Source organism: Tolypothrix tenuis PCC 7101 (assembly GCF_963874875.1).
GTDB lineage: Bacteria > Cyanobacteriota > Cyanobacteriia > Cyanobacteriales > Nostocaceae > Aulosira > Aulosira tenue.
Genome location: NZ_CAWNJS010000001.1, coordinates 2,689,188 through 2,713,645, shown reverse-complemented (window position 1 = coordinate 2,713,645; position 24,458 = coordinate 2,689,188). Strand labels below are relative to the sequence as shown.

General features: G+C 40.1%; 15 protein-coding genes and 1 tRNA gene. 8 read left to right on the top strand and 8 right to left on the bottom strand.

Annotation, left to right across the window (positions count from 1 at the left end; genetic code table 11):
* Positions 1-46: 46 nt before the first annotated feature.
* The 3 genes from xseA (at position 47) to AACU25_RS11155 (ending at position 2,989) form a co-directional block, all read left to right on the top strand.
* On the top strand, positions 47-1,279 hold the full coding sequence (xseA, locus tag AACU25_RS11165; protein WP_096575576.1) for an exodeoxyribonuclease VII large subunit: 1,233 nt from the start codon (positions 47-49) through the stop codon (positions 1,277-1,279).
* 1 nt (position 1,280) lies between these two features.
* Positions 1,281-1,514 (top strand): exodeoxyribonuclease VII small subunit, encoded by a 234-nt coding sequence (gene xseB, locus AACU25_RS11160; protein ID WP_096575574.1) that lies wholly within the window; start codon positions 1,281-1,283, stop codon positions 1,512-1,514.
* Positions 1,515-2,158: 644 nt separating this feature from the next.
* Positions 2,159-2,989: a hypothetical protein gene (locus AACU25_RS11155; RefSeq protein ID WP_096575572.1), complete on the top strand. Its 831-nt coding sequence runs from the start codon at positions 2,159-2,161 to the stop codon at positions 2,987-2,989.
* Positions 2,990-3,334: 345 nt separating this feature from the next.
* Here the strand turns inward: AACU25_RS11155 and AACU25_RS11150 are convergent, their stop codons facing one another.
* From AACU25_RS11150 to pds, 4 genes are all read right to left on the bottom strand, one after another.
* Positions 3,335-4,660, bottom strand: coding sequence for an ABC transporter substrate-binding protein (locus AACU25_RS11150; RefSeq protein ID WP_096575570.1), 1,326 nt, complete (start codon positions 4,658-4,660; stop codon positions 3,335-3,337).
* Between the two features lie 252 nt (positions 4,661-4,912).
* Positions 4,913-5,004, bottom strand: a tRNA-Ser gene (locus AACU25_RS11145).
* Positions 5,005-5,180: 176 nt separating this feature from the next.
* A complete protein-coding gene (gene crtB, locus AACU25_RS11140) occupies positions 5,181-6,113 on the bottom strand; it encodes a 15-cis-phytoene synthase CrtB (protein ID WP_096575568.1) in 933 nt (310 codons plus the stop codon).
* Positions 6,097-7,536, bottom strand: coding sequence for a 15-cis-phytoene desaturase (gene pds, locus AACU25_RS11135; protein ID WP_096575566.1), 1,440 nt, complete (start codon positions 7,534-7,536; stop codon positions 6,097-6,099). Before pds ends, crtB begins: the two co-directional genes overlap by 17 nt.
* 854 nt (positions 7,537-8,390) lie before the next feature.
* Between pds and AACU25_RS11130 the strand changes: the two genes are divergently transcribed.
* From AACU25_RS11130 to AACU25_RS11115, 4 genes are all read left to right on the top strand, one after another.
* A complete protein-coding gene (locus AACU25_RS11130; RefSeq protein ID WP_096575564.1) occupies positions 8,391-9,617 on the top strand; it encodes a septal ring lytic transglycosylase RlpA family protein in 1,227 nt (408 codons plus the stop codon).
* A 279-nt stretch (positions 9,618-9,896) separates the two neighbouring features.
* A complete protein-coding gene (gene nagZ, locus AACU25_RS11125) occupies positions 9,897-10,994 on the top strand; it encodes a beta-N-acetylhexosaminidase (protein ID WP_096575562.1) in 1,098 nt (365 codons plus the stop codon).
* Positions 10,995-11,340: 346 nt separating this feature from the next.
* A complete protein-coding gene (locus AACU25_RS11120; protein ID WP_096575560.1) occupies positions 11,341-12,714 on the top strand; it encodes a hypothetical protein in 1,374 nt (457 codons plus the stop codon).
* 417 nt (positions 12,715-13,131) lie between these two features.
* Positions 13,132-13,830 carry a class I SAM-dependent methyltransferase gene (locus AACU25_RS11115; protein ID WP_190445700.1) on the top strand — a complete coding sequence of 233 codons (699 nt, stop codon included), beginning with the start codon at positions 13,132-13,134 and terminating at the stop codon, positions 13,828-13,830.
* Positions 13,831-14,268: 438 nt separating this feature from the next.
* Here AACU25_RS11115 and AACU25_RS11110 read toward each other — a convergent pair whose 3' ends face one another.
* The 4 genes from AACU25_RS11110 to AACU25_RS11095 all read right to left on the bottom strand — a co-directional run bounded on the left by AACU25_RS11110 (position 14,269) and on the right by AACU25_RS11095 (position 21,956).
* Complete coding sequence (locus tag AACU25_RS11110; RefSeq protein WP_190445701.1) at positions 14,269-16,077, bottom strand: SdiA-regulated/phytase-like domain-containing protein; 1,809 nt, start codon at positions 16,075-16,077, stop codon at positions 14,269-14,271.
* A gap of 967 nt (positions 16,078-17,044) precedes the next feature.
* Entirely contained in the window at positions 17,045-18,910 is a 1,866-nt protein-coding gene (locus AACU25_RS11105; RefSeq protein ID WP_321206638.1) for a hypothetical protein, read from the bottom strand.
* Between the two features lie 716 nt (positions 18,911-19,626).
* Positions 19,627-20,454 (bottom strand): AAA family ATPase, encoded by an 828-nt coding sequence (locus AACU25_RS11100; protein WP_096575552.1) that lies wholly within the window; start codon positions 20,452-20,454, stop codon positions 19,627-19,629.
* Positions 20,439-21,956 carry a nucleoside/nucleotide kinase family protein gene (locus tag AACU25_RS11095; RefSeq protein ID WP_096575550.1) on the bottom strand — a complete coding sequence of 506 codons (1,518 nt, stop codon included), beginning with the start codon at positions 21,954-21,956 and terminating at the stop codon, positions 20,439-20,441. The genes AACU25_RS11100 and AACU25_RS11095 overlap by 16 nt, the downstream gene beginning before the upstream one ends.
* A gap of 1,320 nt (positions 21,957-23,276) precedes the next feature.
* Here AACU25_RS11095 and AACU25_RS11090 point away from each other — a divergent pair.
* On the top strand, positions 23,277-24,449 hold the full coding sequence (locus AACU25_RS11090) for a glycosyltransferase family 4 protein (RefSeq protein ID WP_096575548.1): 1,173 nt from the start codon (positions 23,277-23,279) through the stop codon (positions 24,447-24,449).
* Positions 24,450-24,458: the final 9 nt, after the last annotated feature.

Sequence of the window (24,458 nt, the reverse complement as noted above, 5' to 3'; positions counted from 1 at the left end):
AGCACTGATTTGCTAGGATTTGGATAGATTTTTAGCTGCGTCTTTGATGACTTCCGATTTTGTCAACTCTTTAATTCCTGATACTGCACTTTCGGTAGCTGGGTTAACTGACTACATTCGCTTGCTGTTGGAACAAGACAATCAACTGCGACAAGTTTGGGTGACAGGAGAAGTTTCCAGTGCTAATCACCATCGCAGTGGTTTATTTTTCACATTGCAAGATCCTGATGGTACAGCTGGAATTAAATGTGTGGCGTGGAATAGTCAATTGGCAAAGCTGGCGCAAATCCCTATTCCTGGTGAACAGTTAATTATTTTAGGTAGTCTGAGAGTTTATCCTCAAAGGGGAGAATATCAGCTATCTGTTTGGCAAGCTTTACCTGCTGGCGCAGGTTTACAGGCTTTACGCTATCAACAGTTAAAAAACCGCTTGCTATCTGAGGGGTTATTTGATTCCGAAAGAAAGCGATCGCTTCCTTCTCATCCCCAAACTATCGCCGTGATTACTTCCCCAACGGCTGCGGCTTGGGGTGATATTCAAAGAACTCTGAAACAAAGGTATCCAGGGTTACAGGTTTTATTTTCTCCGGCCACAGTACAAGGTGAGCAAGCGCCAGAATCGATAGTAAAAGCCATTGAACGGGTAGAACGAGATGGGCGAGCCGAGGTGCTAATTTTGTCACGGGGAGGCGGCGCAGTTGAGGAATTAGCTTGCTTTAACGATGAACGAGTAGTGCGATCGCTAGCTAATTGTTCTATACCAGTAATTACAGGCATTGGTCATCAACGAGATGAATCTTTAGCAGATTTAGTTGCAGATGTATGTGTGCATACTCCCACTGCTGCGGCAGAACTGGTTGTACCAGCACTGGCGGAATTGTATACTCAACATCGGCAACGAGTGGAAGCTTTACAAGAGGCGGTACTTTACTCTACACAAGCTGCTGAACACAAGCTGCGAGTATTGCAAAATCGGCTGCAACATTTACGCTTAGATCGGCAAGTACAACAAGAAAAGCAACGGCTAGCTTGGAAGCGTCAGCAATTAGTGCAAGTTACAAAAAGGCGATCGCAGCAAGCCAGCCAACATTTAGAAATGTTACGCCAAAAATTGGTGACCCTTGACCCAAAAGCAGTATTACAGCGTGGTTATGCTGTAGTTATACAAGAAAATGGTGCGATCGCCCGAACTGCTGCAGATTTAGCTGTGGGTGATGAGTTATTGATTCAATTGGGGCAGGGAGAAGTTAAAGTGAAAGTTGAAGAAGTAAAAGATTAGGATGATAAAACGTAAGAACCCTGCTAATTCTGATGCCCTCACAGGTTGGAATTATGAGGATAAAGTGGCTGAAATCGAACAAATTATTACTCGTATTGAAACAGGCGAGTTGGAATTAGAAGAAGTATTTGCACAATTTACAACTGCTGTCGAGAATTTGCGTCAATGCGAGAATTTTTTGCAGCAGCGACAGCAGCAAGTCGATTTGCTAATTGAAACTTTGAATGATGAGTGAATTACCCTAAGTATTTCCTGATTGGGATTGCTATTTCCTACTAGAAAAGTACGGCTTACTCCAATACTTGTCGGTTAAGGGGAAAAAGGGGAATGGGAAAAGGGAAAGAAAAAACCTTTAGGGACTTCCAACTAAAAAAATATACTATCGCTTTCTTGGCAAGGGGGCAGGGAGCAGGAGGAGAATAAAAATATTCTCGGACTATATTCGATAATTTATTTTCTGGAAGTCCCTTAACCCTTAACCTTTAACCTTTTCCCCTTAACTAATTTTGAGTTCAAAAAGCTATCCCTTGTAGTATTGCGGCGTACTCACCCCAGCCTACGTATTTATCACATTATTTATTCAAATTGGTATTATTTGTGAGACACTACGAATGACCAGTGAGCATGGAAAAGATTGCCATTGCTTTCCTGTTCGCTACCCTGTGGGTGCAGCCTTTCCTATAAGAGAGGTTTATTGACATGGGCTATACAGCCATCTTGAGTAACATCACAAACCCTAAAGGATTAGTATAATTCCGTCAAATACGGGGTGTGAGAATTAGTTTTTTCGTGTTAAATGGTTGGATGTTACCAAGATTTCTTGGCTTAACACCAAAAACCGTTTATTTATGTGTGGCAATATTTTTGTAAGGAGTGAATGTGAATACTATTATTCGTAAAGCTGTTTTTTGCTTGCCAAGTTTAGCAGCTTGTGCAGTCTTAGGTAGTAGCTTATCTGCTGTCGCTCAAACAGTAGATTCCTCAAATAATCAGCAGTTTACTAATGCTGCTACAACCGTAGCATCCCCCAGCCAATCAACTACTGAACCAGAAGCTACAGCCCAAAATACCCCTACTCAAACCAATACAAATTTCACGGTTTCGCAGCAGTTCCCTAACGCTGCTATACAAGAAACCGCTAATCGCATAGTTACACCAGTTCCCGGTACAGCAATCACCTCAGCTGCTGGCTTTATCCCCCAGAACTCGGAACCTACCGCGCAACAACCCACTACTCAACCAGCTACTACTCAAGTAGCGCAAGCTGATATTGAACCAGGTAGAGCTACCCGTGGTGGGAGAAGCTATATTGGTATTGCAGGTAACATTGGTGTCAGTGGTAGTGACTCTGCTTTAGGTGATGGTAACTTTGCTGTCATTAGTAAAGTTGGATTAAGCAATGCTATATCTTTCCGTCCATCAGCAGTTTTAGGTGACAACACCACAATTCTACTTCCCCTCACCTATGACTTTACCTTTCAGCAGGTAGCAGATCCATTTAGTGAACCCTTACCAATTGCGCCTTACATAGGATTAGGTGCAGCAATTAAAACTGGTGATAACTCTGAAGCCGCCTTTTTAGTCTCTGGTGGCTTTGATTTTCCTCTCAATACCCAATTTACGGCTACTGCGTCTGTCAATGCTGGCTTTTTTAACAATACTGACATAGGCGTGATGTTAGGCGTTGGCTACAACTTCAGTGGTTTCTAAATCCCATTTTTGAATCAGGATTTACGCAACTGGTACATCCATCTTCTGGTTTAAGAGTCAAGAGTCAAGAGTCAAAAATTCAGTTTTTTGGACTTTGGACTTTTGACAGACTAAAAGAAAAAAATGTGACACTTGCGTAAGCCCTAAATAATTTTGGAGGGGGTTTGGGGGACGCAACCGTCCTCCAATCGGGGGTTTGGGGGAGAATCCCCCAATTGAGCTAACTGTTTCCCAAGTGACAAATCAATCACTAATGATCTTCTCTGAAATGTATTGAGATATAACCCCTACAGGGAAGCAAGCTACAACCCAACCTTGTATTTTAGAAAGAGTAATTAAAGAGCCCTATTTAGGATTAACTTTATCAATCACTGTGATTTTGCCATCATCCCCCACAGTCCAGACATCGTAAACACCAACCACATCGCCATTAGCGTCAACATCAACGTTACCGCTAGCTCCTTGGTAGTTAATCTTTTTACCTTCTTTGAGCAATTTTAGCCCTTCACAAACATCGGTAACTTCTGTACCCGGGCCATTAGAAACTTCTCGAATTTTACTAGCAATGCCAACACCTGTATTTTCTTTAGCAGCTTGTGCGGCTAATGCTAACAATGCAGCTGCATCCCAAGCTTGAGGTGCGTATTCTCCTGGTGAACCACCTTTTTTCTCTTTCCAGAGTTTGTTAAAGCCTTCTAATGCTTTGCCATCGGAACCTGGAACTGTACCGATCGCACCAGTTAAAATATATTTGCCATCACTAGCTTTGCCTACTTGCTCTGGGAAAGTAGGTGATTTTACGCCATCAGTCAGCAGAATTTGCACTCCTTTGGTTAAGCCTTGCTGGTAAGCAGTTTTAAGAAATATACTTCCTGTCTCCGCATACAGTACTGCTAATACTGCATCTGGTTTGCCAGCAAAAGCCGCCGCAGCTTCCGTATCAAAGGTCTGAGCTTTAGGATCGTAACGGACAGGTTTATCTTTATTAACTACTGTTCCACCTAATTTTTCAAAAGTTTGTACAAATGCTTTTTCAAAACCAACACCATAGTCGTTATTAATCACGACTGTAGAAACGCGCTTAAATCCTTTTTTCTTAGCAAGTTGCGCCAAGGCTAGTGCTTGGTAAGTATCTGGGGGTGCAGTGCGTGCCCAAAAGCCTTTATAGTCGCCTTTCTGAGCCTTTTCCGTAAACACAGGACTAGTGCTACCTGGGGAAATCAACATCACTTTATTCGGTGTCGCCACTGAGATAGCCGCAGTGGAAACGCTACTAGCAAAGGAACCTACTACACCAGCCACCTTATCCAAGGTTGCAAGTTTGGTCATCCCAGCTGCACCTGCTTTCGGATCTGTTTGATCGTCTACTGGTACTAAGGTGACTGGTTCACCGTTTACGCCACCACAAGCATTGACTGTGTCTACCAGCAAGGGAACTGAACCCACCATCTGCTGACCGATCGATGCTAAATCGCCTGTTGATGGTAGTAAGGAACCGATTTTCAGACCTTTGGCATTAGTTGTGGTCGTTGAGTTGGCTGCTGGGGTAGCGGTGCCTTGTGTGTTCCCTGTACTATTAGAGTTGCTAGCAGTATCATTACAAGCTCCTAACAGAAAACCAGCGGCTAAGGTAGCTACACTCAGGGCTAAGGCTGTACTAATTCTTGGCATAAATTACTTTCACTCCTCTATTCTTTAGGAGTCTGAAAGTAAAATTCTAACTATATTTGAGGTTAGGTTAATATTTACAGACTCCAAAGCATAAATAATATCATCCTCCTGAAGATATAGAGGTGTTGATGCCAACATTAATACCTATGCCTGAAGACGTATTTTTAGAGTTTAAAAAAACTTATCATCCTAAATTCATTAAAAAAGTGATGCAAACTCAGTGTCATCACTTACTTTTAATGGCTGGGAAAACGGAGAGGGAGGGATTCGAACCCTCGGTACGGAGTTGCCTGCCGTACAACAGATTAGCAATCTGCCGCTTTCGACCACTCAGCCACCTCTCCTGGGTCACGAATAACAATAGTAGCAGATACATCTTTACAAGTCAAACATTTTTTAGTCATTAGTCATTAGTCATTAGTCAACTGTTTTTTCAGAAGTTGGAGTCAGGAAAAAGCGTCATCTGGAAAGATTTTAGTAAATAATTGTTAACTACTGACTACTGACTACTGACTAAAATTTACAGGACTTGCGCTCGCATCCAAGCCAGTGGCAAAGTACGCAATTTTTTCCACTGGGGGACGTAGGCGCGCTGAGTGAAGACATTATAATCGTTGCGTTCGATAAAGTTTAAAATTTGGCTGTAATGCATCAGCGCTGCCCAAACAGGCCAACGAGCATCGGCGGAGAGGTAGGAAATTCCTCTTTCTGCTCTGGTGTAGAATTCTCGTGCGCGCTCAATTTGGAACTGCATTAAGGCACGCCAGCGATCGTCTACTACACCCTTAAATAAATCTTGTTCGGTGTAGTTAAAACGTGCCAAATCTTCTAAGGGAAGATAAATTCGTCCTCGCCTAGCATCTTCACCAACATCTCGTAAGATATTGGTGAGTTGCTTCGCAATTCCTAAAGCAATTTCTTCTTGAACTGGAACATAGGGCTGTTGTGTACGGTTCCACGGCGCTGTATTTCTGGTATCATCCAACCCCATAATCGCCGTGGACATTAAACCGACAGTGCCAGCAACGCGGTAACAGTAGACGTATAATTCCTCAAACGTTTCATAGCGACTGCGATATAAGTCCATGCGCTGACCGGCAATCATATCCCGAAAGGGTTGAATATCCATCGAAAAGCGTTTCACAGTATCCACTAAAGCCACATCAAAATTTTCTACTGGATGACCAGCAAAAATTGATTCTAGCTGCTTCTCCCATAGATCTAGGGTTTCTGGCGTAGTCATAGCAGATGCAGGGCCATCTACCAGTTCATCTGTACGGCGACACCAAGCATAAATTGCCCAAACAGCGGGACGCTTTTCTTTGCTCAGGAGCAAAGTGCTCAGGTAAAAAGTCGCGGAATACTTGGCGATAAGTTGCCGACAAAGTTTGTAGGAATCGTCTACAGAGACCAGCGTTTTCATGCGCGGGGGTGAATCAGGCAGTTGCAGCATTCGTTGCGGGCGATCGGGTGAGCGTTTGCGGTTTGTTTGCAGTGTCCACCGGGATTGCTTCCGAGATCGCCTGCGCTGTAAGCTTACCAGAAAGTACGGCCCCTTCCATACTGGCCAAATAGCGTTGCATGGTGTAATCCCCTGTCAAATAGAAGTTGGCAATGGGAGTTTTTTGTGAGGGACGGTACTGTTGACGACCTGGAGTCGCTTTGTAAACTGAACGCGGCGTTTTCACCACATGATATTTCAGCAGCTTGGCTGGATTATCCCCACCAAAGTGTTGGGGAAAGAGTTTTTCTAGTTCAGCAATGGTGGCATCAACAATTTCCTCATCGGATTTAGAGATCCAATCTTTTGCTGGAGCTAGAACTAATTCCAACATTGAACGATCCGGATTAGCATATCCACGACAGGTGTTGCTCATATCAGCATAAACGCTGAGGAGGGGCGATCGCGAAAATAGTAAGTGGTCAATTTCTGTCAGTTTGCGATCAAACCAGAGATGGAGGTTAATTACTGGCACTCCTTCTAGTCCATCTAGCTGCTGGAAAAACTCCATTTGCTTCCACGGTTCTGGCAGCATTACCTTGAAGGGGTCAACGGGCATGGCAGATACATACAAATCAGCCGTTAACACTTCGTCTTCTGCGCCATTCAACCCCCGAATTAAGAATCCCCTCACGGTACCATCAGGGTTGAGTAAAATTTCTTTGAGGGGGGCATTTAATCTTACTTCCCCGCCCCGTTCGGTGATGTAATCTACTATCGGCTGACACAATCGCTCAGTTGGTGAACCATCAAGAAAGGCCATGGTTGAACCTTTCTTTTCTTGTAGAAAGCGATTGAGGGCTGTTAGCAAGATAGTAGCGGAAATTTCTTCTGGGCCAATGAAGTTCAATGCCTTAGACATAGCGATAAAAACTTCTTTTTCAACTCTTAGGGGAATGTTTTGCTTTTGCAGCCATTCCGTCCATGAGTATTTGTCCATTTCCTCTACGTACTTCTGGCCTTGTACCATTGCTGGTAACAAACCCAACCCAAAACGGATTTTTTCTGGCCAGGTGAGCATATCGTTGTTTCGCAAGATTGCCACTATGCCATTTAAGGGTGCTGGCAAATCTGGGAAATCAAAGCGGCTGTATGTCCCTGGGGCATTGGGCTGGTTGAAGATCATTGTGTGTTCTTTCCACTGCAAACGGTCTTCAATGCCCAGTTCTTTGAATAGCTGCAAAATATTGGGGTATGCCCCAAAAAATATGTGCAGACCTGTTTCGTACCAGTCTCCGTCAGCATCTTGCCACGCTGCCACCTTGCCACCCAGTACGTCTCGGCGTTCCAAGACAATGGGGGTGTGACCCGCGTCTGTGAGATATTTGGCGCAGGAAAGTCCTGCTAGGCCCGCTCCCGCGATCGCTACTCGCATTTAACCCTACTGCTCTTCAAGATTTCTTAATCGTTTTGCCGTTCTCATTATACGTTGCAATCTGTTACATTTCGCAGCGATTGTGCGATCGCTTTCCTAAAAAACTTGGAAATATCTTGCTGCTTTTAGGTTTAAGCATCAATAAAATTGATGAGCCAAGTCGTCATTTTTCATTTTCATTGGTCATTTGCCAATACTTTCGAGATCTATTTCTTACCTTTTACCCAAGTAGAAAATTGGGGAGGAAGCATTGGGATTTAAGCAATTTTCATGTTTGTTTAGAAGATATTCCTCTGAGTGCTTGACTAAAAAAATCAGCAAAGCAGGGGAGACCAAGAACTGAAAAATTCCGAAAATTTTTTGACCCTTGACTCTTGACAAAGATTTTTACTTTTCTGGTTTTAATTGATTTTTTGCTCGCTACTGAATTTGTTTGGCAGAAATTTTTCTGGCTTTGAGCAAGACTATGAGCCATGATGTGAGTATTTTTTGTGTTAGCAAATTAAACAGCAAGAGTAAAAAATAATACTAGTATTTTTATCATTTACGTATTTTTATCGTTGTCAAATTAGATTTTCTGTATATTTTAAAAACAATAAAAGCAGCAGTTATAAAAAATTTAAATTTAAAAGTGGCAAATAATTCAAAACAGTATCTAAAAGTTTTATTTGTTTATTTACGTGTAACAAGATATGATGATCCCTGCTGGGGATCGCTCAGTATTATGTCAACAAAGTGAGAGGATTTTTCTCTGGATTAAAGAATAAAAATTTAATTTTTTCGTCTAAAAATGTTGTTTAGCAAACCCAGGGGTGCACGGTTTAATTGTGCAAAAACTTGGAATTTAAATCGACATGCTAATTTTTGAATTTCTTTGGATAACATCCACGATTAGTTCTTTCTTTTCATTGAGTGAAAAATTACCGGCAAATTTTACGCCGAAAGTATTACCAGCGAAAGTTTCAACAAATCTGGGTAAATTTGTCAGTAAGCATCGCCAGTTTGTACTTCCCCAGGGGAAAGTGTTGAGTACAACATTGCTACCTACAAGGTTTTTAAGAATTGATTGGCACAATAATGACAGTGGCACCAACATAGAAAAGCCGCGTAATTCTCAAAAACAGACAGTTAAAAAAAGTAAAAAAGAGCTTTGTAGTGCTGGGCAAGAGATAGCATCACAACAGCCAATTTTGAGAAAATCTAGCGGTTGGACATCTGGAACCATCATCAACTCAAGTTCTCCCAGCCCAGATTTTTTTACCCATAAAATTCTGCGATCGCTACAAGATTTCTTCCGTTTTACCAGTCCTATAGAGCAGAATTTTATTTCTGCTTCCTTACCTGTAGTAGTTGTCCATCGCGACCAAAGTAACTATGAAGTGTGGGTGAATAACAGTTTAGTTGCTACTTTACCTACAGAAAAGGCAGCAAAGTTAATGCAACAACGCTTGACTAACCTAGCAAAGTTACCCAGCTTGGACGCTAATCAATTACGACCCGCTTTAGTTGATGGTATACCTGCCCTAATGGCAGGTAATCGCTTTTTATGGGGGATTGAAAAACAAATCTCCCAGAGGTTCCATAAGACTGGTGAATTGTTAGCAATTGAATGGATTAACAATCTCCGTTCAGCTTTTAAAGCACCAACATTGACCCTCGTGGAGGGTCAAAAAGAGATGTATGGTGTCAGTCCTTCTAGCAAAAAACTATCCGGGATAGCTTCTTGGTATGGAGGCTATTTTCATGGTCGTTTAACAGCAAACGGCGAGATATACGACCAAGACGAATTGACAGTAGCCCATAAAACTCTGCCCTTTAATACATACTTGCAGGTGAAAAATCTTCAAAGTGGTAAATCTGTGATCGTCCGAGTCAACGATCGCGGCCCTTATATAGAACCCAGAAGCTTAGACCTATCAAGGGTTGCAGCCCGTTGTCTTGGTAGTGAAATAGCTGGAGTCGTACCCTATGAAGCGGTAATTTTGCAAAGCAGCCAACCCAAAATGACTTTGAAAGCTTCTACTCTCACCAAAGCAAAACCCAAGCCAGTGAGACAACTAGCATTAGTATCGGAATTTTAATCCCACCTGGATTCTTGCTAGCTACTGATGGTTGATTGCTAAACTTTTAGGCATTGTAAGTTGCATAGTTACTCATCTGGATTGTCAGGAGTCCAGGGTCAAAAGTTCAAATTTAGCCTTGACTTTGGACTCTTGACTCTTGACGACCCAAACAAAAAAATTTGCAATTTAGATGTGCATCAGCTTAATAGCTAATTGCATAAATAGCTACTAGCAATTACCATACCTCTGTTATCAAAAATTAAATGCTATTAAATGAATAGCCACAGGTAAAACGTTATGTCAGTAACGCAGCATCTCCAGGGCTTTGGGCATCATTTAATTCTCGGTGTCTCCGGGACGACATTAAGCGACGACGATAAACGTGCACTTAGTGAATTAAAACCTGTTGGGGTAATATTTTTTGCTAAGAACTTTCTAGATAGCACTGCTTATGAAATTTGGTTGCAAAGCTATAGGGAGTTAATCGACCAAATTAGACAATACGCCGAACGTGATTCTATGTTTATCACCTTAGATCATGAAGGCGGTCGGGTGGTGCGTACACCTTTCCCAATTACCCGATTTCCCTATGCTTCGCTGTTACAATCGCGATCGCGTCAAGTAGCTAAAGCCACCGCAGTAGAACTCCAATCCTTGGGAATCAATATATCCTGGGCACCTGTAGCAGATATTTATTCCCATCCGCAAAATCCTGTGATTGGCCCGCGCGCCTTTGGTACAACTCCCGAATCTGCGGCTAACGGCGCACGGGAATACTTTTTAGGTCTGCAAGAATCAGGAATTCTGGGTTGTGCTAAACACTTTCCTGGTCATGGAGATACTAGTAAAGATTCCCACCTAGAACTACCAGTACTTGATTTAACTACAGAAGACCTGCGAAATCGCGAACTTATACCTTTCAAAACTCTGATTGAGGAACAGGTACCTCTGGTGATGACAGCCCATATCCTGTTCCCAAAAATAGATCCGGATGTACCAGCAACACTTTCGCCACGCATTCTTCAAGGCATACTCAGGGAAGAATTAGGTTTCAAAGGGGTGGTAGTGTCTGATGATTTAGATATGAAAGCCGTCTCAGATATGTTTGTGCAAAAGGGGACTGTCACCAAAGCAGTAAATGCTGGCTGTGATTTATTTATTGTCTCCCGCAATATCAACTCATCTTCTTTGGAACGTACCTATTACATCGCCCAAGATTTTGCTGACTCCCTAAGTAACGGTAGCCTCGACCCCACAGTAGTCGCAGCAGCAAAAGACAGAATCGATAAATTACTAGCGATCGCACCTCAATATCTCGTCCATACTTTGGATAAAGATACACTCAAAGAACACGCCGAATTAGCGATCGCTTGTTCTTTCCAAGAAGTTGGATGATTCCAAGGATAAAACAAATCGATTGACGTTTAAATCTTCTTGTAGAGACGCGATTCATCGCGTCTTTGCAATATTGATCGCGTCTCTATAACTACGTAATATTTTGTAACACTCATCTAAGTGTGGCTGTAAAGCTTATCCTGTAATAAATTGGACTTTTATCACTTCCCGCAAACTCAGCAATATTGTAAAAATTTCCTGTTGATTATTTAAAGCTTTGATAAATGATACAGATTGGCATACTTAGATCGTATCAAGCTAATCGCAGCATTCAATATCAAAACCTTTACATGATAAGGGTTTTGATATTCTCGGCTAGTCCATTAGTTCATATTTGTGTGATTCCATGAAAAAACACATAGTGCTACTAAATACCGTTGCTAAAGAGGTACGCAAATGGCAACGGCAATTTAGTAATAAAGCTTTGATGCTTGTGTTCTCTAGTTTAGGTTTTGTCCTAGCGCTGCTCTTGGCTCAATTCTCAGTCGGATTTTCTGGCTGTATTATGGGGATTTGCCATAATTCCAGCGTTGGACAAGCCGCAACCTTATCGCAAATTCTCTATATTTCACCGCAAGGTGCTGGTAAGCGTGATGGTAGTAGCGCTCAAAATGCAGGATTACTGACTGATTTACCTGCATTTGTTAGTAGAGTGCAGCCAGGCGGTGAAGTGAGGTTACTGACTGGAGTCTACAAGTACAGTGGGAATATTCGCATTGCTAGTGGCGGATCTGCCGGCAAACCGATAACCATCCACGGAACCGATGCATCGGGACTTGAAACATCCATGCCAGTAATTGTAGGCGATCGCTCCAGTCCATATCAGGCACCTCCACAAGGAAAGACAGGGAACAGTCTCTTCAATCTCCTCCCTGGCGCTAGTTACCTGACTTTCCGTAACATTCATTGTATGAACCAGGGTAATGGTTGCTTCGTATTTGCTGGCACTAAAGGTGACGTGACTATCGAAAAAACCAAAGCTACCAACGTCCAAAGATTCATTGAACATGATCCTAGTGGCTCATGGGATTTAGCGAATGTCACCATCCGTAATGCAGATATTCAAGGCTATTCCAAAGGAGCAATACGTTTCGGTAAATCTAAACCTAGTAACCAAGCTGATGCACATAATATTCTGATTGAGCAAGTTGTTGGTGACTCGCAACGTCAAGATGGCGACAACTTCTGTATGGGTGTACATCTCCGTGGCGATGTACATCATGTGACGCTGCGGCGAACCACTATGAATAACTGTCAACAGACTCTCTCTAACAAAGACTATTGGAATGGAGATGGTTTTACAGCAGAGGCTAACGTCTCAGATATTAGATTTGAAGATACGAGCGCTGCTGGCAATACTGATGGTGGATACGACATCAAAGCTAAGAACACTGTGTTAATTCGTGCCAAAGCAGCAGATAACAAGCGTAACTTCAGATTTTGGTCAAAAGTAGATGTTCAGGATTGCGTTGGTATAGAACCTCGTTGTCGTGGTGGTTCAGGTTGTCTAGCACAAATCTATGCTACTGAGTCGGCTGATGTTACCCTGACTCGTTGCACCTTGAAGTCAACCAATCCTTTAACTAGGGTGTTCCAATCTGATAAAAATGCCAAAATTACTGTTCAAGGTGGCACAGTTCAACATCGGGGTATCCTCCAAAAAACAGAAGGCTCACAAAATTTGATCAAGATGAGCAGTGTGAAAGTGGAAGTCATCTAACTATGACATATCAATAGAGGCATAAAGACTCTCATTACCCTCTTCAGGTTGTGAAAGTTACATTGATGAATTTACTCAAAAAGTAACGGTCTATCTACCAAAAATAGAGTTACGAAAATAATTTGAGACGGTGAGCACAGGATTTAAACGAGTGTTGGTTAAATCAGTAATACCGTCTCTTTTTTTACGTTAATTGAACTCAGCTATTCTTGCTACTTGCTGATTATAAAGATACAGTAAAGCCGTATAATATAAAGTTTTGTTTATGCTTATGGTAATAATAAAAAATAAGTAACCAAGTACTAGATTGGCTAAAGCATGAACACCAATTTTAAAGCGGTTTTAAGAAAGATTTTTCTATATTATGAACAAGTTACAAACTCTAAATTCTACCATTTAAGAGAACAAACAAATGGTATGTTATTACCACTTGTCTATAAAAAGATTTACCAACTTTGTTTGCAATTACCCGACCTCGATATTATCGAAGTTGGTGGTGCTGCGGGTACAGGTAGTATTGCGATTGGTTGGTCGATCAGAGATAGCCAAAAAAAATCTAAATTGATTGTAGTTGAGAAGTGCCAAGGCGGTACTCGTACCGATGTTGGTGGCTATGCGGAAAATCTTGAATTAATTCAAAAACATTTTGAAAATTTTGGTGTGACTGAGCAAGTGCGCCTCTTTCCGCAAGAACTCACTTTTAACAATGGACAAGAAGCGATCGCATTAATTAATACCCAGAAAATTGCTGCTTTCATACATGATGCTGATGGACGCATCGACCGCGATTTTTACTTATTCTGGCCTCTGCTGCAACCTGGTGGATTGATTATTGTCGATGACTACGCCAATGAAGCTAAATTTCAGCCGATTAGCGATCGCCATCCCCAAGGTGGTGCTAAATCACTCCTTACTTATCGTCTGCTAAATCAAATAATTGAATGGGGACTTTTTCAAACTACTTATAAAGTTGGGAAAACCATTTTCGGTATTAAGCCGCATCATGCCGATTTCAGCCGCTTTAACTTAAAAATCTGTCAAAAGATTATTGCGGACGTACACAAAGAGCACAGCAATTATTTAAAGCAGCATGAATTAGTTTTAGCTCGCAGATAATACTAATTTGAACGAAGAATGTGACAGATGGGTAGGGGCACAGCAATGCTGTGCCCTCCGAATGATTTATCCAATTAAACAATCCACACCCTTATACCAAATAGAATTATCAGTATTTAGTCAGCACCTCATATCACACAAATTGGTTTTGGTTATATGAAAAATGCCTACATTCTTAATGGACAAAAGTCACATTATATAGTGGTGATTTAGAGGATGTTTGAAAAGTGGTTGGCTGTGATTTTAAGTGCTTGTTTATTCCCCCAACCCATTGAGAAGGGGGAAAAACCTCTTAAAGTCCCCTTTGTTAAGGGGGATTTAGGGGGAGCTAAATGTTTTGCTACCAACCAGAGGACTTTTAAAACAACCTCTTAACTACTTGTTTGAGGTATAGCAATTGAAATAATTGGATAAAGTCGAGTTAAGACATTTAGCTAATCAAAAACCTGAAATACCTGAAGCTACGGAGAAACCTTCAACAGTTATACCAGCATTAGCTATTACATTAGATTTATCCCAAGATACAAGTTCAAAAGTACCTTGGGTAACGTCACCAAGCGAAGTTGGAGTAAACCGGAGAATATCACTACCTTTACCATTGATGACAACACCATTGGCACCAGGAACGCTAAAATCTCCTTCGGTACTTAAGTAAATGTGTTTAATAACACCGTTATTGCCATAGTCAATCCAGAAAGCGTCTATGTCTTCGCTAGAACTAGATAGACCTACGTCAGAACCATCAAAAAGCAATGTCCAGGTACCAGCGGTATTTTCGCCTGTACTACTAGGTTTGAAGAGTAGTAAATCTTCATCTCCACCCTTTAAATCTCCATTAGACCCTTGAACTGTATAAGAACCAGTTGTACTAATTACCAAACCACCATCTGGAGCAAACGCGATTCCATCTATATCCTCGTTGCTGCTATCTAAACCTACATCTGAACCATCAAAATACAGTTCAAATTTTCCACTGGTATTCTCACCCTTGGAGGTAGGAGTAAACTTGACGATATCGGAATCATCTACCTTTAATCCACCTGGCAAAGTGGCGGGGTTATTGAGAGCAAACAAAATCGAGCCATCATTATTGATGTGAAAGTCTCGTAGGTAGTATTTGCTCGGATCTAAGCCTACATCTGAACCATCGAAATACTTAGACCAGGTTTGCTTACTCTGGTTGTAAGCTAAAATGTCTACCCTATCAGCATTTACTCCCCCAATATTAGTGTCGCCGCTGACTTTACTGCCTACAAAAATAGTAGCTTGTGGATCGAATGGTGATGGATTACCCCCACCAGTACCACCGCCAGTACCCCCACCAGTGCCTCCACCAGTACCACCGCCAGTGCCTCCACCAGTACCACCGCCAGTGCCTCCACCAGTACCGCCGCCAGTACCGCCACCACCTGCACTGTTGTTATCTAGTAAAAATTCGTAAATCCGTCCATCATTTTCCTTTGGATTATTATCATTATCTTCACCACGATCAACTATGTAGAGACTTCTCTTAGTAGGATCTTGGCTATTGGGCGCAATGGTGAGTCCTGCGGGTTTATCGGGAAACGCATCTGAAATATCTAACTTGCGGACAAGGTCACCTGTACTTGTTAGTTCAAACACATAGTAAACCGGAGTCTTATTCTCAAGCACAGGTCTACCTACGAGAAATAGATTCCCTGTGAGTGGATCTTCTGTAATCCCTTCAGGATCAAGCAATCCTAGTTTAGCAGTATCAAATTGGCTGACTATTTTGCCACTGGTGGTGTACTGAAAAACTTCTGCATTCAACCCATCAACTACCCATAAATTACCCGTTTTAGTGGAGAATGCAACGTCTTCTGAGTCAGATTTAGAATTACTACCTTTAGTACTAAAAGAGGTAATTACATCATCTGATGTGTTAAATTTCCCATCTTGTCCAGGATTGACTTGAAAAATTTTAGCCTGGTCATCATCAGAAATGTAGAGGATATTATTTTTTGAGTCATAAGCAATCCCTGTTGGTTCGTCAGAAAAACCTTTAGCCACGTTTTGTATGCCAGTAGTTGTCAAGGTATTCTTTAACTGACCATTGAGATTAATCTCAAAAATATTTTTTCCCTTGAATACATCATCTATTTCTTCTACTTCACCATCACTAATTAATAATGTGTTGGTCTTAGAGTTATAAACAATCCCCGAGGGATCGGGACTGTCAGGAGAAAATTTAGTGTAAATGGTTTGTACGAGTTTTGGTTTGACCATTGTTTCTATTTGTGAAATTATTCAGAATTAAACAGCTTGCTTTTAACTTGATCAAGCACATTAAAATCTACGCACCAGACAAATCTAGGCTCTTGTGAATTCACGCAAAATTCTCTTTTCAGGCTGCTTAAATACCTTTTGATAAATGGCATAAATGCTTTTACAAAGCGTTGCCATAGAGTAGCAGCTTGCCGTTAAGCAGATATTTATGAGAAAAGCTGCAAAGAATCACATTTGAGAACCTGAAGCGCCATACGCAAAACATAGTTTTCACGTACTGTCAATGCGTAAACTCTAGTGTTAATATTACATCTAATTAATACTTTAATATACGTAAAATCAAATACTTTATTATAAAATTCATTTAAGCTTTATAAAAAATTCATATTTAAAATATCTATGCTTAATATATTTTTTACGCGATAAATATAAGGCATATAGAAATTATGACTGAAGAGCAAGAGAAGAGAATTTATCCAAATTGCTCTACGCTGTAAAAAATTTCTATAAGACTGAATATTTATTCTTTGGAGAAAATAGAAGATTTTGTAGCCTTAATTCAGCCTACTTAGTTGATCATGAGATTTGTGAAATTTGAATATTCTGAAGGATAATGTTAACAATCTAAAAATTTGGAATTTCTTAAATTTATTATCAAGAATTACTATATCTTGATTTAATTAAATTTAATAATGCCAAACTTATCTTTTGATATGCATTAATAATATTGGGTATATTTTGGATTATTTCTATCAATTAGGTTGGTTTTGGTTACAAAAATGCTGATAGTTTTGATAGATAAAAGCCAAAGTATATGGTAGATGCGAAGAAATTGACCGCTAGCCTTGTAATGGAAATTAGGTAGTCAAGTTATACCCATTCAAAATTCAGACAGCTACCTTTTATAAGGGTTTGGGAGTTTGCATTTGTTACTGAATTTTAGAGAATTACTGTTACGTTAACTTGATTAAAAACCTGAAAAATTTGGACTAACAGCAAGACCTTCAATAGTAGAAGCACCTAGTCCATCGAGTCTAGTTATGAGTTCAAAACTACCTTTAGTATCGTTACCAAGTGAGGTAGGAGTAAAGCGCAGGATATCACTATCACTACCAGTAATGGTCTTACTATTATTGGTAATGCTAAATGCTTTTTCGGTACTTAGATAAATGTATTTAATATTCTTGTTAGAGTCATAGTCTAACCAAAAACTATCAATATTATTATCCTTGAGACCTACATCAGAACCATCAAAAAGCATTGTCCAGGTACCAACTGTATTTTCTCCTGTAGTACCGTTGAACTTGATGAGGTCTTCACCAGAACCACTCAGTTCTGTACCAGATGCTCCAGGAACTTTAAAACCATTCCTTGTACTAATTACCAAAGCACCATCTGAGTCAATAGCGATTCCATCAATTACCTCACTTTTTACCCCAGGGTCTAATCCTACTTTAGATCCATCCAAATAAATTTGAAATGTGCCACTAGTATTTTCACCAGTTGAAGTAGGGGTAAACTTGATGACATCGTATTCATCTGCTGTTATTGCACCTGGTAATGTAACGCTTTGATTAATAGCAAACAAAATTGAGCCATCACTATTGATGTGAAAGTCTCGAAGACGGACATCTTTAAGATTGGAGCTACCATTCTTGAATACATCCGAACCATCGAAATACATAGACCAGATTTTTGTATTCTGGTTGTAAGCTAAGATGTCTTGTTTATCAAAACTTACTGCTCCCAAAGTATTAGTGGTGTTAGTGCTAGCACTGTTAGCCACAAACACAGTTGTGAATTTAGAGTCTAATGATGTGCTACTACCGGATGTTGTACCACCGGATGTTGTTGTATCACCGGATGTTGTACCACCCGATGTTGTACCACCCGATGTCGTACCACCCGATGTTGTACCACCCGATGTCGTACCACCCGATGTTGTACCACCCGATGTTGTACCACCCGATGTTGTATCGGGGGTTGGATTGGTACTACCATTACCATCTAGTAAAAATTCGTAAATTCGACCATCATTTTCATCAGGATGATCGTCATTATCAAGACCACGATCAACAATATAAAGACTTCTCTTGGAAGGATCTTGACTATTGGGTGCAATAGTAATACCAGCAGGTTTATTGGGATTTGCTGCGGAAATATCAATCTTGCTGACAACTTGACCTGTATTTGTTACTTCAAACACATAATAAACTGGTATGCCTGCCTCTATTAGTGGTCTACCTACAAGAAATAGATTCCCAGTTAAAGGATCTTCCACAATTCCTTCGGGGTCAGCTAAAGCAGCACCAAATTGACTAACTAATTGGCCGCTGGTCGTATATTGGTAAACCTGTGCATTTAACCCATCAACTACCCATAAATTACCTGTCCTCGTGGAATAAGCAACGTCTTCTGAGTCGGACTTAAGAACACCGTCAATCTTAGTACTAAAATACGTCACCACATCATCTGATGTACTGTATTTTCCATCTGCTCCGGGATTGACTTGATAAATTCTACTCCTGTCATCATCAGAAATATAGAGAAAACGATTCTGGGGATTATAAGTAATCCCTGTTGCCTCTTGCGTAAAATTTATGGCATTTAAATTATTATCCACATAACTACCTGTCAGAGTAGTTTCAAACAGGTTTTTTGAGACGAATCTAGTTTTCATCTCATCTACTTCGCCATCAGCAATAAACAGGCTTTGCAAATGATCAATATAAACAATCCCTGATGGATCTGGACTGGCCACTATTAAAGAATTGGATTCAGAAACAGGAGGCTTGAACTGAGAAGTGTAGATAATCTGTACTAATTTTGCCATTCTTTTTGCTGCTGAAATTCCTGTTAATACAATAAATTGATTGACGATAACTTAATGATTAAAACTTACGCACTACAAAAATTTAGTACTTTGTGCTATCACAAAAATACATTTTTTGGCTTTTGTAAATCATCTTTTGAAGAATATAACAAATGCTTTTTATAAGTGTGTTTTCAGAGTTTTAAATTACTGCTAAACAATTACTTACAAAACTTCAAAAAATCAATCTCAACAGCCTGTAATCCATACGCAAATAATAGTTTGTATGTATTGTTAATGCGTAAGTCATCTTGTTTATCTTATATCTAATTAATACGTAATGTAGGTATAATCAAAGACTTTATCATAAACTTCATATAAACTTTATCTATAATTGATAACCCAATATTTGCGATAAATATACTCTTTTTAAAGAAAATATTATGCGTACAATCATAAGCATACTGAGATTTAATTATGGTATATATATATGCTTTATTTAAGTCCAAGCACTAATTTAAAATCAGGAAAATATCTGCTCAAATCAACTAATATTTTGAGCAGATATTTGGTGTTAAGCACTATGTTTGTTAGGTATTAATTTTCAAGATTAAATAAACAAGTAACAGATTTATGATTCTTTATTTTCTAACGAATTTCAATAATTTTTGTGGCAATCAAACTGTTATTGTTTTTGAATGATAAATCCTATCTCTATAGAGTAAATATGAGTATATTTACCTCAAATTGTTTACACAAACAGATTCAGGATGAGCCATAAAATCATTGTTCATCCAGGACAAAATACGTTGTGCTTTTTCATCTATAGGCAGTGAACTATCAACTTCTAGAATGGGAATATTGAAAGTTTGCGCGCAGTTAACAATATCTTGCAGATAAGCAACATATTTAGATAACAATTGCTGCGCTGCTTCGGGATGCATCCGATCAAAACGGCTTTCTGCTGTTGGACGGTTTTGGATGCGCTTAAGTGCAGTGTCTATATCTATTTGGAAATAAACGATCGCCATCGGTCTTTGGTGGAACAACAGCGCTAATTCCTGTTTGATGCTTTCTGCAGATGGAGTGGTACCTGTGATTCCCACTGACCAAGTTTCTTGCAATAAGCCTTGGTCGAGTAAGATGATTTGCGAATCTTGATGGCGCGCGATCGCCCTTGGCGCTGCGCTTCTCTCCGAGACGCTATGCGATCGCGCGATCGCATCCAGCCGTTTGACATTGGCAAAAATCTTGGCAGCTTTAGAAAAACTTTGCCTATTAGTGGGTTTGACTTGGAATGCCAAAAACAGCGAGTACAGCAAAATCTGCCATTGATTCAGGGTTTGGGGAATCAGTTTGATCATTCTTTGCCAAGTACTTTGCTGCTTCCACTGCTGCAAAATTTCATCGCCACCAACCAGAGATACTCCCTGGTTGTTTAATCGTGAAGCAACTTCACGGCAGACAGTAGTTTTACCAGCGCCAGGTAATCCGACAAACTCTAATATTAGTGACTGTTTACTGTTGGTATTCATCAAATTAGTGTGAGTTAGAGATTGTCCCATACAGCCAGTTTTGCCTGTAATAAAACTTGATCGAGAGGTTGAGTTGCATCAATGTTCACCACCATAGTTTGCGGAGGAAACTTGAATTTATGCACAGCCTCTACTTTTTGCTTCGCAATTTCTGGTGGTGTATCTGACTTTCTCGCTAAAGCAATCTCGGGAGTGACGTGCAACTTAATGACTAAATCTGGAGGCATGGTATTTACCATGTATTGATAGCGTTGCAACTCCCATTTTTGTAAAACAGCAGGATATGGAGAAGCTTCTTGGTTGCTACTACTCAATAACGGCCCATCATTAAAGCCGAGAATCTGGGTTTGCGGATAGCGATCGGAAATCACCATCATGCCTCTATCTCTGGCTGTGCGAGACTGCTGAAGTTTTTGTAGCTTTTCATAAACCAAGGTAATTGCCCATAGGACTTTACCAAGAATGGAGAATTTCGATTTCCGCTTAGAACTTCCTGATGAGCTGGAGGACTTTTGAGCATAATTGGACTGATTACGCGATTTCTTTGAGCGCAGAACTTGACCAACTTTACTTGCCCAAACTAAAGGCAATCTAATTAAGGAAGCAGGGCCATCGCCACTACCTAAATACACAGGCAGAACATCAAGTTTATGAGAAAAACATTTTGTAATTTCACCAGTGACAGTAGATTTACCAGAGCCATCTGCACCTAAAACAGCAATAATTATGCCGCCATTAGTAGGTGTTCTGTGAGCAGGAACAGGAGCTTGGAGAAACTTTCTCATGCTCTTGTAATAAAGAGATTTAAATTCCCTCTGCCACCTGAAAAATCTAGAGAATAATGGATTGGAATAGCGATATTTTTGTAAAGATGAGTAGATAGGATTACCAGATTTTAATAACAGCTTGAGATTTGATTCGCTGTTAATTACATCTAAAACTAACTTAGCGGCTTTACTACCTAAAAGTTCTTCGCTGAGTTGCTGGATTTTCGATAGATCTATCCGTTCTTTCAACCAGCGAAATTCTCGAATAAAATCTCCTTTAAAATAATCCTTACCCAACATAGCTTTGAAGCTATCGCGAGTTCTCACTTTGAGTACCGCACGGACAATTAATATAATTGTTTCAATGTTAGGTTCAGCAATATAAATTTGATTTTCGTTGTCATAAATCCGAGTCGATAGTAACAACTCTTCCCAAGGCAGACGATAACCTTTAAGATGCTTTTCCCCTAACTCTAGACGATAGTGCAAATGGAGATGCACTAAAATTCCTGTCTCGCGATCAATAGCTAAATAATCATCAATATCAATATATCTTCGGCAGGGAATTGCTTCAAAATACTTGAACCCAACTTCACTTAAAACCTGCTTGAGATTTTCTTTCTCGTTTTCATCAACTAAAACATCTAGATCTGTTTTGCCTTCTACCGCCGCATCAACATGCTCGTTACTCTTCCAGTGACAGTAACGAATATTTTTTTTGTCGAGGTAGTTATTGAGTATTTGCACAACCTGGAGTGCTGGCATGATCTCACCCGCTCCTTATTGCGTTAATAGGAATTGCTATGTTTTCTAAATTAATTATTTATTTCAGGCTCTATGCCACTGACACGTGTCTGCCATTAGTGCCTAATTGAGCGATTTAACCTGAAATCGTTGACTCTTTGTTAACTCGGAATTAACTTAAGTTAAGATTTCACTAATAACACATTATGGGAAATTTGGCAATTTTTATTTTGATACCAACTGTGATTTCAGCTTGATTTGTTGATGCAATCTAGAATTTCTTAGAAAAGTTATGACGCTGTAACCTCTATATAGCAGGGATTTGGGCTTATTAAAGGTCACTAAAACCAACGGAAATTCTAAAAGTTGCTCGGTCACTGCTGAAAATTTTAGCCAGTTTTATTAGGTTTACACCTTTTAGGTACATATCGTCGAGATCGTAAAAGCTTTATTAAGAATTGTAACTAAATTCCGGGTAAACACTCTGGTTATCTGGATCTCAACTAAGACTCTGTGTCGTAACACTGAGTCTGTATTAACCCTAGCTTAAACCCATTTATAGCGGAATATTGAAGAATTTTTTGCAAGGAAATAATTAAAAGTAGGCAAAAGTTTTACTAATTCTTTATATTTACCAGATTTTCCTTACTAGGAGAGGCTTTGCTATCTCATACAGGTTAATAAAGAAGCTAGTGATTACTTGAGTGGTATTGAAGGCGATCGCCTGACATCGCTTGAAAGAAGTGTGGTTTTAGCGTAAATCCCGAACTTCGCTATACCGTGATTACACAGGCTTTATGTTCCGTTCATAAACCCGTATAAATTTAACGCTAACTTTAAACCAATTTCGGTAATAAGCCTTATATACTAGGTTTAACTCGGATTTAACCTAAAGTTAATTTGCCACTCAGAGAAGTTTGTATTCTGTAAATTCCACAGTTAGCATTCTTGATTCTGAGCCTAAAACAACTATTACACAAGGATTCTAGCTATTAAGGAGGTTCAATTATCTCGCTCTAAGTAGATTGTCGGAGATTTTTGAAAACATTATCTGGGCACAATCAAAATGGGAGAACAGAATCAGTGAGCATCAATCAAAATTAAAATTTCACTTCATGATATTCAAAGATATCTGCACCGCATCAAACTAATGCGGATCATAACTAAAATTATCTGTCTCTAGATTTGTCAAAATTTTTACAGGTAGTTTGTAATTTATAACTATCTTGAGGCTCACTTCTCTAGTTTTTCTGGCTTCGTTTTCACGCTCTGCCCAGCAAAAAGCAAAGAATTGGCAAATTTTTGGATGAGTCTAATAATCTATCTTGTTCAGTAAAAATAATGAAAATAGCTGTTATAGGTGCAAAAGGTCTCCCTCCGAGACAAGGAGGGATTGAGCATCACTGTGCAGAAATTTATCCCCGCATAGTTGCAAAAGGTCATTCTGTTGATTTATTTGCTCGCTCATCCACTACACATGTCTCTCCTTTTACTCAAACTGAGTTTCAAGGTGTCCAAGTTATCTCTCTACCTTGTCCAGGTAAAAAGGGATTAGATGCCTTATTTAGCTCAGTATTGGGGGCAATTTTATCTACCACAACCCGCTACGACATTGTTCACTTTCATGCTTTAGGCCCGGCTTTATTTAGCTGGCTCCCTAAATTATCTTTGTCTACAAAGGTTGTAGTTACTTGTCATGGATTAGATTGGCAACGTAACAAGTGGGGCAAAATGTCCAGCCGTTTGATTTTTGAAGGCGAAAAAGCTGCTGTTCGCTTTTCCGATGAAATGATTGTAGTTTCGGAAGAGTTACGCAGTTATTTCCGCAACACTTACGGTAGGCAGTCTGTTTATATTCCCAATTCGGCAGCAACTTATGGCGCGTCCGATCCCAATTTTGCCTATGCACGTTCTTTAGGGTTAACACCAGGACGCTACATTTTATTTCTCGGTAGATTAGTTCCCGAAAAGTGTCCCGATCTGCTCTTAGAAGCCTTTAAGAAACTCAAGCCTCAAGGCTGGAAATTGGTGCTAGCTGGGGGAGTCAGCGATACAAAATCCTTTAGCGCCCAACTCTTAGCCCAAGTAGCTAGCGATCGCGATATCGTTTTTGCAGGTGAGTTACAAGGTTCACGTTTATGGGAGATTGTGCGAGGCACAGGATTATTTGCCTTACCCTCTAATCTAGAAGGATTGCCATTAGCATTGCTAGAGGCAATGTCAGAAAATATTCCCATCATTGCTAGCGATATTCCACCGCATCAGCAGCTAATTGGTTCTAAGAGAGGTATATTGTTCCGTGCTGGCAACTTAGACTCCTTAGTTGAGCAAATGAATTGGGCAATTCACCATCCTCAAGAGATGCAGGCAATGGCTGACAATGCTCAACGATATTTGCAAATGCACTACAGCTGGGAAAAAATTGCTGCTGACAATCTGAGCTTATACGAAGCACTGGTAAATTCGCCTAATCAACAACCAGGCAAAAAACTCGTTACCACAAAAATTTCCTAAGCCAATGGT

Bases quoted from the DNA above. Each gene is read 5' to 3' on its own strand.
- pds (WP_096575566.1), bottom strand. From the start codon at position 7,536: ATGCGAGTAGCGATCGCGGGAGCGGGCCTAGCAGGACTTTCCTGCGCC.
- AACU25_RS11095 (WP_096575550.1), bottom strand. From the start codon at position 21,956: ATGCCAGCACTCCAGGTTGTGCAAATACTCAATAACTACCTCGACAAA.
- AACU25_RS11090 (WP_096575548.1), top strand. From the start codon at position 23,277: ATGAAAATAGCTGTTATAGGTGCAAAAGGTCTCCCTCCGAGACAAGGA.
- AACU25_RS11100 (WP_096575552.1), bottom strand. From the start codon at position 20,454: ATGGGACAATCTCTAACTCACACTAATTTGATGAATACCAACAGTAAA.
- nagZ (WP_096575562.1), top strand. From the start codon at position 9,897: ATGTCAGTAACGCAGCATCTCCAGGGCTTTGGGCATCATTTAATTCTC.
- xseB (WP_096575574.1), top strand. From the start codon at position 1,281: ATGATAAAACGTAAGAACCCTGCTAATTCTGATGCCCTCACAGGTTGG.
- AACU25_RS11120 (WP_096575560.1), top strand. From the start codon at position 11,341: ATGAAAAAACACATAGTGCTACTAAATACCGTTGCTAAAGAGGTACGC.
- AACU25_RS11110 (WP_190445701.1), bottom strand. From the start codon at position 16,077: ATGGTCAAACCAAAACTCGTACAAACCATTTACACTAAATTTTCTCCT.
- xseA (WP_096575576.1), top strand. From the start codon at position 47: ATGACTTCCGATTTTGTCAACTCTTTAATTCCTGATACTGCACTTTCG.
- AACU25_RS11130 (WP_096575564.1), top strand. From the start codon at position 8,391: ATGCTAATTTTTGAATTTCTTTGGATAACATCCACGATTAGTTCTTTC.
- AACU25_RS11115 (WP_190445700.1), top strand. From the start codon at position 13,132: ATGTTATTACCACTTGTCTATAAAAAGATTTACCAACTTTGTTTGCAA.
- AACU25_RS11150 (WP_096575570.1), bottom strand. From the start codon at position 4,660: ATGCCAAGAATTAGTACAGCCTTAGCCCTGAGTGTAGCTACCTTAGCC.
- crtB (WP_096575568.1), bottom strand. From the start codon at position 6,113: ATGCTGCAACTGCCTGATTCACCCCCGCGCATGAAAACGCTGGTCTCT.
- AACU25_RS11105 (WP_321206638.1), bottom strand. From the start codon at position 18,910: ATGGCAAAATTAGTACAGATTATCTACACTTCTCAGTTCAAGCCTCCT.